The sequence below is a fragment of the Maribellus sp. YY47 genome, assembly GCF_023111095.1.
In the GTDB taxonomy this organism is placed as follows: domain Bacteria; phylum Bacteroidota; class Bacteroidia; order Bacteroidales; family Prolixibacteraceae; genus Draconibacterium.
In genome coordinates this window covers 180,648-193,576 of record NZ_JALGYW010000010.1, presented here as the reverse complement: position 1 = coordinate 193,576, position 12,929 = coordinate 180,648, and the positions used below count along the sequence as shown (strand labels likewise).

General features: G+C 43.2%; 8 protein-coding genes. 1 reads left to right on the top strand and 7 read right to left on the bottom strand.

Annotated features, from left to right (window positions below; genetic code table 11):
* Window positions 1–362: 362 nt before the first annotated feature.
* Complete coding sequence (locus tag MR764_RS10425; RefSeq protein ID WP_247979355.1) at window positions 363–593, bottom strand: hypothetical protein; 231 nt, start codon at window positions 591–593, stop codon at window positions 363–365.
* 1,068 nt (window positions 594–1,661) lie between these two features.
* Between MR764_RS10425 and MR764_RS10420 the strand changes: the two genes are divergently transcribed.
* A complete protein-coding gene (locus MR764_RS10420; protein ID WP_247979354.1) occupies window positions 1,662–1,802 on the top strand; it encodes a hypothetical protein in 141 nt (46 codons plus the stop codon).
* A gap of 291 nt (window positions 1,803–2,093) precedes the next feature.
* On the opposite strand, the gene MR764_RS10415 is transcribed toward MR764_RS10420, so the two are convergent.
* The 6 genes from MR764_RS10415 to MR764_RS10390 all read right to left on the bottom strand — a co-directional run bounded on the left by MR764_RS10415 (window position 2,094) and on the right by MR764_RS10390 (window position 12,928).
* The gene (locus MR764_RS10415) at window positions 2,094–5,135 is read right to left on the bottom strand and encodes a beta-L-arabinofuranosidase domain-containing protein (RefSeq protein ID WP_247979353.1); all 3,042 of its coding nucleotides are present in this window, start codon (window positions 5,133–5,135) and stop codon (window positions 2,094–2,096) included.
* Window positions 5,136–5,351: 216 nt separating this feature from the next.
* On the bottom strand, window positions 5,352–6,941 hold the full coding sequence (locus MR764_RS10410) for a serine hydrolase domain-containing protein (RefSeq protein ID WP_247979352.1): 1,590 nt from the start codon (window positions 6,939–6,941) through the stop codon (window positions 5,352–5,354).
* Window positions 6,942–7,063: 122 nt separating this feature from the next.
* A complete protein-coding gene (locus MR764_RS10405) occupies window positions 7,064–7,684 on the bottom strand; it encodes a dihydrofolate reductase family protein (RefSeq protein ID WP_247979351.1) in 621 nt (206 codons plus the stop codon).
* 385 nt (window positions 7,685–8,069) lie between these two features.
* Complete coding sequence (locus tag MR764_RS10400) at window positions 8,070–8,954, bottom strand: hypothetical protein (protein ID WP_247979350.1); 885 nt, start codon at window positions 8,952–8,954, stop codon at window positions 8,070–8,072.
* A gap of 125 nt (window positions 8,955–9,079) precedes the next feature.
* A complete protein-coding gene (locus MR764_RS10395; protein WP_247979349.1) occupies window positions 9,080–10,213 on the bottom strand; it encodes a hypothetical protein in 1,134 nt (377 codons plus the stop codon).
* Window positions 10,214–11,272: 1,059 nt separating this feature from the next.
* Window positions 11,273–12,928 (bottom strand): AMP-binding protein, encoded by a 1,656-nt coding sequence (locus tag MR764_RS10390; RefSeq protein WP_247979348.1) that lies wholly within the window; start codon window positions 12,926–12,928, stop codon window positions 11,273–11,275.
* Between the last annotated feature and the right edge of the window lies 1 nt (window position 12,929).

Genomic DNA, 12,929 nt, shown 5'->3' with positions numbered 1-12,929 from the left:
TATCTCAGTGACAACTTGCAATTTAAAGGACATCGAATAGTCCTTCTGTGTACGCTTAACGTACTGTGAATGATTGATTTCTTTCATAACGCTACTTTTTGTGTAACGCTATTTCAGGACGAGACACCTTACTATATAAAAAGGCCGCTTTCCGTTTTCGGAGGCGGCTTTTTTTATGCCCTGATCAAGTGAAACAGACTTACAATCCAGATACACAGTCCCCAACAAAAGCAATCGCATTGGAATTGGATTATAGTTACGCGGAACACGAGCATGAAAACAGAACCCGGTACGGCTTCGATATACAGGAACCGATCTAAATCGGATTAAGACCCGGAAAAGTCAATATTTAGTTGCAGTAGTTAACGCGGTCGATAGTCCTTGTTTTTCTTTTTACGTTGACCGGGAGCATATTTTTTGGCGCTTTTTTCACCGGTAAGCTTCTTCATTTGTCCGGGAGGAATTTCTCCTTTGGCATTGGTTTTAATTTCCGGGTTTGAATGACGGATAAAAATTGCACTGCGACAACCGCCCGTAAACATTGAAAAGGTAAACACCATCAGAACAGCAAGGATAATTCGTCTTGATTTCATACACTATTTTCTTTTCCTGAATAACGGCGGTGCATACTGTTTATTTTGTTACTCGAAAAACATACGCACCAGCTGATCATCACAAAAGAGAGAATCGTAACCCTCCAACAAAAAGAATAAGAATTCGCATTTGATATAGTTGCCTTGTCACGAATCTTATCCGAAGTTAAATCCGTGGGATGTCCGGGACAAGCCATCCGCCTACAGGAAACGAGCATCATCTATTAAAATCAAAAAAAGATTTATAAGCTCTGCGAGTTCTATTTGATACCTTTAAAATAAACGATCTGAATCAAATAAAAATGCGTTAAGAAATTTCGGGAAGCAGCGTTAAAAAGAAAAGCTGTTTGACACCGACCGAGAATAGCGAGCGTCGGTGGAGTTCTTTTCTTTTAGCGGAGTTCGCTAAATTTTAGCAATTTTCGTGTCAGCGGCGGCATTTTTTCTTCCTTTTTTTGCTGAAAAAAAAAGGAAGTCGCAGCGTAGCGAGAATAATACCTTACAATGTAACTACAATAATTGCAGCATTTCTTTAGTCTGAAAAAAATAGCGGCTCCAACTGAAATTTACCATATCCCTGAATGCTTTATGTTGCTACTAAACAATCCCTGTTCAGGCAAGCTATACTACTAGAATGAATAAGAAGCAAAAGACAAAAACACTGCATTTGACGACTTAGCACGATATTTTACTTTCTGATATATTTCAACATTTGAAATGCTTACAAAACTCCTAGCTGTCTTTTGTCGTTCTCACTTACATTACCATCCAATAAAATAAGTTGATTGTACATTCTTCGATGATACCTCGCGCAGGTCAACCGACCGACAGGATAAATATGCAGCCATGAGGTATCTTCGAAAATTACAAGCGTAAACGAATGAAAGAACAGGAGCAAAGAGCAATGCACTTTTCGTATCCGTAGTTCTTCTTTTTACCGCAACCTTTGTTGGGGCACAAAACAACAAAACAGCAAATTCAAGCGCAGTGCAGGAGCAAATCAAAATAATTGCTGCCCGAAAAACAAACTTCACTAGCGTTGAATTGGAATTTTCCAACCATCAGCTTATGTTGATCGACTTTTATGGAAACAATATTTTCAGAATGCTCCAGGACAACAGCGGTAAAGAGATGAGAGTGCCACAGGCAGAACCACCGGCAGAAATTCTGGTAAAGAATCCACGAAAAGCGGTTTCGTTCTGGAGGTGAAAACGCTTTGCTGGCCGACAAATACTTAAACACCGTGAAATTCTATACTAGATTGAGAATCAGATAACAAAAACAGAGGGGGCCCAAAAGTCCTTTAAATCAAGTTCTCGCAAAGTTGCATAAGAAGCACAAAGATCGCAAAGTACTGAAATTCAGATTGTGTATTTGCGTGCTTTGTGTAAAGCTTGGCGTTCTTTGCGTGAATGTTTTCTTTTTGGACACCTTCTGTTTTATTTTTTCGATGTAAAACCTAAGGATGGCTTTCCCTTACGTAGTCTGTCTAACTTTCTGCTATTTTAAGGTTACATCGAGATAAACCGAGTGACGTCCGTAAGTATCATAAAACGGTTTGAAAACAACGCCATCAATAGTGAAAAGTAGCTTTTCAGGATCACCCGATATCGATTGGCTGATGTCTTCGGCATCCAAAGTTATTTTCCTCCAATCTTTTCCAGGCTCATTCTCCTGCGCTGCCAGCAGAACCGGTCCGTAAAATAAACTGGCAATGTTTTGCTGATCCATAACCGGCTCCAGGTAAAAATGAAACGGCATGCGCAACTCGATCGTATCTCCGTCTTTCCATTTACGGTTGAGCGTCAGATAACTTCCGGGCACAGCCTCAACTTTTTCATCCTTTCCGTTAATCTTTACGAAAAAGCCTTTGGTAGCCCAATGTGGCACACGTACATTCAGGTCGAATTTGCCATTCCCTTTAATGGTTAAAACGGTGTGATCTTCATTTGGGAAGGCCGTTGCCTGTGTTACCGTTACCTTCTTTTCGGTCCAGTTTAAGGTTGATGGTACGTAAAGGTTCACATACAAAGCCTGGTTGTCGGCACTCTTAAAATAAATAGAGTTCTGAAGTTTGGTGCTGCTTTCAAGCGCTGTGCCGTTGCAGCAGGTAAAACCATGCATATCGTCATTCCCAAATTGTTTTACTGAACCCGGCCTCAATGGTACGTGATAAGTGTTGGCAGGAGAATCTTCTGCAACTGAAGCCAGAATGTGATTGTACAATCCACGCTCGTAATAATCCATTAACTCCGCCCGATGGTCAAAAAGAAAAAGGTTGCGGGTTAATTTGAGCATGTTATAGGTAGCACAGGTTTCGTTTTGTCCGCCGGCTGAAAAACCATTTTCATAAAGGGTTGCCGGCTGACTGGTAAAACATTCCGCATTTGAAGGATTACGTGCCCCGGCTACTCCGCCAATGCTGTACATGTAATCGTTGGTGACCATGTCCCAGAAATTATCGGCAATGTGAAAATATTCGGGAGCTTCTGAGTCGCGGTAAATTTCAAGCGCCCCCATAATTTGAGGGATGTGCTGGTTGGCGTGCAGGCCGCGAAACATGTCAACATTTTTAGCCAGTCCGTGCGAATGTTCAGCATCGCCGTAAAACACCCGGATGTTATCAAACAACTGAGCTGTTTCCATGTAGCGGGGCTCTTTGGTTAAACGGTACAATCTTGCCATGGCCTCGTTCATTCCGCCAAACTCTCCGGCAATGTAAGTATTCCACATGCTGATCAGCCTTTCGGTTGGTACGTGGCTCAAACGAACATACACCCAGTCGCCCATGCCTTTTACAATTTCGAGTGCCTTTTCATTGCCACTGACGTCATAAATATCCATCAAGCCTGCAAGAATTTTGTGCAGGGTGTAATAAGGTGCCCAGATTTTTGAATTGTCTGTTCCGTATTTTGCCCCCTTTTCCAGCATAATAAACTGGTCGGGCGGATAGGCGCTGATAAATCCTTTGCCCCAGTTCCAGTAATCGGTACGGATCCCTTCTTCGCTTAGATCTGAATCAAAGTCTGATTTTCCCGGCCCCGGAGGAACCGCCATCGGATCAGATACGCTTTCACCTCCACTTGTTTTTGGCTGCCCCGACAGTTGAGCTAATTCATACAGGGTGTTCACCATGTACTCCATCTTTTTTGCAAAATTTTCCCGGAGCGAAGCATCGTAAGCGGTACTGGCATAAGCCTGTGCAATGGCGCTTAAATAATGCCCGGTGGCATGACCACGCAACTTGGTTTCCTGGCTGTCCCAAACGCCCAATGGTTCCGCGCCTTCGGGTTGTTTTTGACCAAAGGCATTGCGGAACATATACAGGAAATCATCCGGATTTGTGTTGGCCAGGCCGTTTATAAATTTATCCCGGTTTTCAACAAATTTTGTTTTGCGGTTGTATAGGTCATCATTCAAAGAAACCTGGTCAAGATTGAAAACTTCCAGTGTACGGCCAGGTGTGTCGGGCTGTTTCGCCGCTTTCACGGTAACAAGCGCTTTGGGTTGAATGTCAGTTCCGGCAACGCGTCCGGTAATCGTATATTTCCCGGGGCTGAGTACTTCGCTGTTATTCTCCGGAGCGGGCCAAAGCACTCTTACATCGGGCCCGTTGGTATTTTTACTGTAAACGCCGTGCAGAAAACGAGGTAAACGCGGAAGAACTCCCACATGTGTTTCCACCGCAATATCGGGCACGCTGGTTAGAAACGCAGTATACAACTGCGGCCTTGTTTCCGGAAATTCAGGGAGATCCTTTTCCTGCCTGTTTCTCTCCATTTCCGCTACCTCTTCCTTATGCAACGCGCTGTAATTAATCCTCCCGATTTGTCTGTCAGTTAACGGAATTCGATAGATTCGAAAATCATGCAGTTTTGCATTTAAAGAAACGTTGTCTGATGCCAGTGATTTTCCGATATAAAACTGATTCCGATCTCCTGTTTGACTGCCGAACAGTTGTTTTAGCTCTACTTCCGTATTGGTTACTTCGCTAACCAGTTTTCCGTTAAGGTAGCTTGTAAAAGTTTTTTCGGGAATATTGATAACAACAGCTAAATGCTGCCATTTATTCAAAGCCGCCGCCTCTGAACTTGCGGTATAGGTAGCGGTGTTAGTCACTATCTGTGCAACGAAACCTTCTTTTCCTGCGGGAGTGGCACGAAAGCCCGACTTGCCGTTCTTTCCGAAGTAGAAAAGCGGTGCATCGTTTTCTGTCGAACGCAAAAAGATCCACGCCGAAATACTAAGCGACTCTTCTCCTGCCAGCCATTCACCGGGAATGGTAAGATAGGCTTTCCCGTCTCCGGGTAACGAAAGCACCTTCCCGAGCACTTCATCGTCAACAAATTCGAATCCGGAACCCTCCATGCTTCCATGTAAATTGTTGCGCGACCAGTCTTTTACGTCTCCGTTAAACAGGTAGCGGGCAATTAAATCGGTTTCTCCAATTCCGTCCAGAATCTGATCGCCGCTTTGTGCAAACACCGAAGTTGAAGCCAAAACACAAAGAAGCAATCCAACGAAAAGCTGATGTACTTTCATCTATTTAGAATTTAGTTTAGTAGTTTTTATTGAATCCCGAAATTAACTGGTTCGTTTAAAAATCCAAAAAACTGAATATTTCCGGTGCAGAACTTTCACATATGTTCACTTTTGCAAACGACGGAGTTCCCGCTTTTGAAACTTAAGCTTCAAAAAATCCCTAAATGATTTGCAGATAAAAGCAGTATGATCTGCTGTAAGTCTTTTAATGCGACTTTACTTCGTGTCTTTTTCCTGAAAGGAAACATATAACTGTTGCACTTTGGGATTCTTCTCCGGAGTCAGCGTAAAGTAGATTTTCAGCTCTCCATGCTGAGCTTTTATGGTGTAATTCCCTCTTAACTGATTCTCCGGCTCTATTTCCCCCACCTCTTCAATCGGTCCTGCTTTTTTAAAGATTTTGTGCACCTCTGCCATTCGGTCTTCTCTCGATATATCCAGGTAAAAATTTTCAGCCAGAATCTTGTCTTCCAAATCAGGTTCCCAGTGCTGAATCAGTTGCGTGACCTGCTCCTGCCGCTCCAGCAAAATATCAGAAGCCGGTAATTTGCGGGGCTTTAAACTGGCCGTTTCGAACAACAATTTACTGATATCTTTTAACGACCACGGCGACATATAGGTAAGGTTGCAAAAAGCCATAATACCGACTCCATAATCGGGGTAAAACGTGTAATTACTACCAAAACCGGGAAGTGCACCGGCGTGCGAAACCCTCTTCATACCATTGCAGTATTCTGTAATCCCCAGGCCATAGCCATAGCCCGAAACCGTGGGACAGGCCTCGCCGTTGTAGTCTTTCGCATGGGCATTCAACGACGGAAACTGCGGCGTTTGCATTTCCCGCAGCGAGCTTCTTTTAATGGGGCCAGCCTCATCGTCATTCCGTGGAGGCCACGCCGAAAGATGAAAACTAACATATTTGGCGAAATCTTCTATCGAGGTAATCAGTCCGCCCATGGCGCCGTATGAGCCGTCGTGGAGCATGGGTTCCAGCTTCCACTGTTCATCTTCCCAGCGGTAACCAAGAACCAGTTGTTGTTCCGGAACGCTGTCGTATTCCCAGTAGGTGTGCTCCATACCCAACGGCTGAAGAATATTTTTCGTGATATACTCCTGGTAAGGCATTCCCGACACACGTGAAATAATATATCCGAGAAGTGCGTAACCCGTGTTGCTGTATTCAAACTGACAGGACGGTACATTGGAAAAAGACACTCCTTCTCCAACCAGGTCCATTAACATTTGATCGGGTTCGTCCAGCTGGCGGTCTCCCCAGGGGTTGTCTTCCGGAAATCCGGCTGTCATCGTTAGCAGGTTTTCAATGTCCATGGCCGGGGCATCTTTCGTGAGGTATACCACGTTCGACAGCTCAGGAATGTATTGGCTCACCGGATCGCTCAGCAACAGTTTCCCTTCGTCCCTGAGTTTTATCACGGCCATAGCGGTAAAACTTTTGGTCATGGATGCAATCCGGAAAGAAGAGGCAGAAGTAGCGGGTATTTCCTTTTCAATATGGGCAAAGCCGGTGGCGGAGGCTACGATCAACTGGTTGTCGACCACTATGCCGTAAGCAATACCCGGAATTTTTTTGGCTTTGGCATGCTCCTCTATCGATTGTTGGATTTCAGGTGCAATCGCTTTGATCTTTTCGATCCGTTCGTCGGGCACAAAAGCCGGAGCTTTGTACGAAGCAGAAAACGCCTGAGCTACATTCCCGCTTGGAGAATCGGCCGATGGTTTTGACTGGCAAGCGATAAGAATTGCCACAAAACTGATGTAAATAAAAGCGTAAAGTAATCTTTTCATAACAGAATTTATTTTGGGCATGAATAGCATCAGCAAACGCTAAGTTACTGAGAGTGTTGTTCGAGAATAAAGATAGTAAACATAAGCGCAATAAAACAGACTTTTGGCCAACGGCCGCCGTTTTATTTTTGGCGTAATTTATAGCGCAAATGTGTCGTCAGGGCCGAGGGTATCACTTCCACCATCTCAATGTCATATTTGTCTTTATCGATCCCGTCGAAAAGGCGGATCCCGCTCCCCAGAAACACGGGTGCGATGTGAATCATAAATTCGTCGATAAGTCCGGCGTTCAGAAACTGCTGGATCGTATTTGCCCCGCCCTGAATCCGGATATCCTTTCCGTTGGCCGATTGCCTGGCTTTTTCCAGTGCACTTTCTATCCCGTCGTTAACGAAATAAAAAGTAGTGCGCTTGCCATGCGACCAGGGTTCCCGTTTTTCGTGGGTCAGCACAAAAACATCGGCTTCGTATAAATCTTCCGCCCACGACACTTCGCCTTCTTCAAACATGCGTTTCCCCATAATGTAAGCCCCTGTGCGTGCAAACACCGCTTCAATTACCTTACTGTCGGCGCCGTATTCTTCACCGCCTTCCATTTTGATGTGTTTCCAGAATGCCTTTTGCTGAAACATCCACTGGTGCAGCTTTCCGGATACTCCGCCCATCGGATTTTTGGGACTTCTGTTGTCGCCTGCGAAAAAGCCATCGAGCGATATGCCGCTGTCAAAGATTATTTTGCTCATACGTTTTATTTGTTTGGTTTACAACAGGAAATGATTTGAAATTTATTTCCTCGTTCAATAACCGCTGAGGGGTTGAAAATGTTGCAGGCGAGCTGAGATTACTTCGCCTTCCGTTAGCCGGTGGATCGTCTTGCTATGACAGGTTGGTTTAAAGTAGCCGACAGCGGACAACGAACAATCGATCGGGAATAAATCAAATCATTGTCCGCTGCCGGATATTATGGATATGAGAGGTCATTGCGATCCCGGGCACTCGGGAGAAGCAATCCTTTGCCAGGGAGGCAAATCGTCGCAAACAAAGCCGAGTTCTGTTTTGTCGATGCAATCGACCTGCTGCTTAGCAATGTTTGCAAATGAGGGGGGAGTTTAAATGCCCTGATTTAAGTTAATCGATTCCAAGTCTTTTGTGCATATCTCTCATTTCTTTTCCAAATTCAATTTTATCTATTACAGCTTTACGTTTATCTTCTGGCAAACATTGGATACAAGTTGGAAATTGAATGCTTTTGTAATTTTTATTACATTTTGGACATAATTCCATGTTGTATAAATCAAAATAAGATGCACATTTTTTACAAGCAGTAATTGTATCTTCAAAGGAAAGGTATCTAATGTTGTCGTTGAGATAAAGCAAAAATGCTTCTTTCTCAATCGTTTCAGCATCTCTGTTCTTTGCCCGTTCTCTTTGCAACCAATATCTTATATTTGAAATGTTATGCTTATTTTTCCATTTATCCTTCGATACAAAGCACTTATCTCGCACTTCTGTGGCTTTTTCATTTTCATAGAAAGCTGAAATAAGTTCATCAACAGACCTATAAACTGTTAGATCAAATTCGTGCCGGCATTCAGTGCATAGATATTGTGGGGATTTTCTTAATCTTTTGTTTGGATTTCTACTCATACAATTAGGGCACAAAGGAGTAGGGACATATTCATATTTCTCTAAAATATGCGTCGTTAATTCAGATTTATCAATGTCGGGATTGGTTTCAATATAGTCTTTAGCATATGCTCTTGTTAAGTCTTTTGTATATTCAGAATATTTTTTAGGGTGGAAGGAATGCTGCAGAGTTAATGTTTCTTTACTACCACATATTTCACATTTATCTTTAATGATTTCGGACCTTCTGTCTTTCCAATCTTTTGTGTGCCAAGAACGTTTTCCTTCTTCTAAGCCATTCCAACATTGTGCTTTTGCAAGTTCTAAACTAATTTCATTTTTCGCCAATTTGTTTCTTAGCTCTATGAATTCGTTATAAGTCAACATATCAAATATTGGTTTATTTGTTAATAAAAAACTGTCGTTTAAACTTGCTGCAAACGCTGTATGAGATTCGCTAGTTCGAATCGAGCCAAACCCAGCCAATATCTTATTCCACGTGATAACGCTTATTATTTTTCTTCTTCATCCGTTTCTTCAATCTCATTGTCGCCATTTGTCAAATATTTAAATACTTCATTCCCAGTTTTGACAATTTCTTTTACTAGTGCAGTCGATTTATTTGCTAAATCAATTTTAGCTAACTTCTCTTCATAAAGCTTTTTAGCTTCTTCTTTTTCATTTTTATTTTCGGCAGTAGTTTCTTTGTTTAAAATCTTAGGTTTTTCTATTTCAGGAGGTGTTATTTCTACCGATACTCCTTGATCTAAGGATTTTGCAATAAACTTAATATGTCCGGTCAAAGCATTTTTTAATTCATTCTTCCGACCAACTTCAATTTTTGCTGAATATTCTTTAATAATTTGATTTACAATTTCTTTAATTTCTCTTTCTATCTCGCTATTTTCATGTTTCTCAATGGTCGCAGCTTCACTTTTGGGAGCTCCTAACTCAGCCAATTTAAGTCTAGCTGCCCTAATTTCAATTATTCTTTTATACAGTGTTGCCAATCTTTCAATTGTGATAGAAAGACAAAGTGCAATTTCAGTTGCATTTTCAAAGAAAAACTCGAGAGAGCCGTTATTTACGAGTGATATTCTTGTATCTTCAATTTGTTCTCCAGTTAATTCTTTTAAAGTTTTGAAAACTTGGTCCCAACGATGTAGATTCTTGTTTATGTTTTTTATAGTATTTCCGGTTAGTTCCTCGGGCAGAATTAATCCTACTTCATAAGTATCATCATCATAAAAATGAGCGCCAATATTCAATTTTTCAAAATTTCCCTTGATTTGAGTTATTTGAGTAATAAACTCGTTTCTTTTAGTATTGTACTCTTGAAGCTTTTGAACTGTCAAAGCATTATTAAATGGTGTTCCATTTAGTAATGTCTTAATTTTGTTTAAAGAAGAAACGCCAAAAAATTCTTCCCCACCAATTTCTGTCAACATTTTATAATTGCTAATGCTGAGGTTGTTGATTTTACATTTTACTAGACTATCTTCTAAGGTCTTTAAATGTTTTTCAATTTCTGCTGGCTGATTTTGAGAAATACTTGTCGTAAGATTTGATATTAATGTTGGGTATTTAACATCTGTGTTGCTTCCAACTAAATCCCAAATTAGGTTGTTGAGTTTTGTAACTTCCATGGTTTATTTTTTTATTTTACAATAAGTGGTAACCTATGAGGAACCACCTCACTGAATATGTATCCTTATTATAGACTGTATTTTTACGCCCGATTGGGAAGTGTATATATCGTTTTTCTGATTTTTAAGCGCGGGAGTGTTTTCATTCGTAAGCGTTTGGTTTATCGTTTTCCCGAAGATAAAAATAAAAATCTTTTGTTCAACAGAAAGACAAGGCATTTTGCACTAAAGCCCTGCAAATGATGAATGTGCAGGACTGTCGCGGCTTTCGCAGCCGGGGAATACCCATTTTTACCTTGGGGAGAAGAATAATTACCCTGGTAATCGAAACAATTACCTCGGGGATAATAGAGATTACCTTGGGGATGAAAGCAATCCCTTAGGTAAAATCTATGGTTACCTTGGTAAAAAGAACAATTACCCCGGGTATGATAGATATTCCCTAAGTAATCAGAGCTATCCTTTAGGTAAAAACTATGATCCCCCTGCGGAGAAGAGTAATTACCAAGGTAAAAAGGATAATAACCATGGGGAGTAAGGCAATTCCAAAAGGGAGTGAAGTAAAAATGTTGCTTCGGGTCACATTGGCTTACCGATGAACTACAAATACTTCAACTATTCTTAATGTTTATTATTTTCCTGCCGGAGGCCATACTCTTTGGCTTGATCCAAAGAGTATGGAGAAAAATCAAGGCTGCTTTTTATCTGCACCTTTCATCTTCATCCAGACTAAGTTCGCGCGAGTGATCTCCTCATATCTTCGGAGCTTCTCGGGCTCTCTAAGCCCGGATTTCGATTTCAAGACTTGATAAAAAAAGGCCAGCTCAGGTATGTAGCTTACGAAAACTTTTGTGCGGGCTGGTCAAAAATCCGTCAGTCGGGCTAAGCCGCAACTTTGAAAACACGCCAAGGTTATTTTTGACAAGATTTTTGCTTTCTTTTCATCGACTGGAAAAGAAAGAGCCCGTCTGGCTTGAAGACAAAAACGACACTTCAGGGATAGTTTCCACCGAAATGTCGTTTTGAATATTTTGCGTTGGTGTTACAACACCGTCGTTTCTATTTATGATCGCGTGCGCGGATTTCCACCCGGCGGATCTTGCCGCTGATGGTTTTGGGCAGCTCGTCGACAAATTCAATTACCCGCGGGTATTTGTAGGGCGCTGTCACCTGTTTTACATGGTCCTGCAGTTCCTGTGCCAGCGCGTCGCCAGCCTGGTCCTTGTATTCCTTGGCGAGCACCACGGTAGCTTTTACCACCTGTCCGCGAATTTCGTCGGGAACACCGGTAATGGCACATTCCACCACGGCAGGGTGAGTCATCAGGGCGCTTTCTACTTCAAACGGCCCGATGCGGTAGCCCGAGCTTTTGATCACATCGTCGGCACGGCCCACAAACCAGAAATAGCCGTCCTCGTCTTTCCAGGCCAGGTCGCCGGTATAGTAAATCCCTTCTAACATGGCTTCGTTGGTAAGTTGCTGGTTCCGGTAATAGCCGTTAAACAGCCCGGCCGGGTATTTTTTGTCGTAGCGGATCACAATCTGCCCCTGCTCGCCGGCTTCTGCCTCACGTCCGTCGGGCGTAAGCAGTTCGACCTCGTAATGCGGATTGGGCAAGCCCATCGAACCGGGTTTGGGTTCCACCCACGGCGATGTAAACACCGACAGCGTGGTTTCGCTTTGTCCGTAGCCTTCGCGCAGTTTGATGCCCGTTAACTGGAAAAAGCGGTTGTACACCTCAGGATTCAGCGCCTCCCCGGCAATGGTGCACCATTCGAGCGCCGATAAATCGTAATGACTCAGGTCTTCGCGGATCAGAAAGCGGAATATGGTTGGCGGCGCACACAACGAAGTCACCTGGTGTTTCGAAAGCACTTCGAGGATCGCCGAGGGTGTAAATTTCTCGTGGTCGTACACAAAAACCGTCGCTCCCACCAGCCACTGACCATAGAGTTTTCCCCAGACAGCTTTGAGCCAGCCCGTGTCGGCAATGGTAAGGTGGATACTGTTTTCGTGCAGGTTTTGCCAGTATTTTGCGGTAACAATGTGCGCCAGCGGATAAACACTGTCGAGCAGCACCATTTTCGGATCGCCGGTGGTTCCCGAAGTAAAACTCACAATAATCGGGTCACTGTTTTTGGTGGGTTCTGCCGGACGTTCAAAAGGTTGGGCCTTTTTAATTCCCTGCTGAAAATCGTCCCAGCCTTCGGGAACAATCGGGCCAATTGAAATCCGGTGTTTCACCGAGGGCGATTGCGGCATGGCATCGTCTACATGACCGAGAATGAGTTCGTCTCCGTCGCAAACAATGGCTTTTATGGTAGCCGCGTTGGTCCGGTAAACCATGTCTTTTTTAGTGAGCAGGTGCGTGGCCGGAATAATTACCGCCCCGATCTTGTGCAGCGCAATAATGGTAAACCAGAACTCCACCCTGCGTTTCAGAATGGCCATTACCATGTCGCCTTTGCCGATTCCGAGCGACGAAAAATACCCCGCCGTACAGTCGGTAATTTCCTTTAGTTCGCCAAAGGTAAAACTGCGGCATTCGCCCTGATCGTTGGTCCAGAGCAGCGCCCTTTTGTGCGGGTTCTGTGCCGCCCATCCGTCGACCACATCGTATGCAAAATTGAAATCTTCGGGGATAATCAGTTCATAATTGGCCTTAAAGTCTTCAAAATCCTTAAAGGTCGTCTGTTTTAAATACTTCTCAATCATG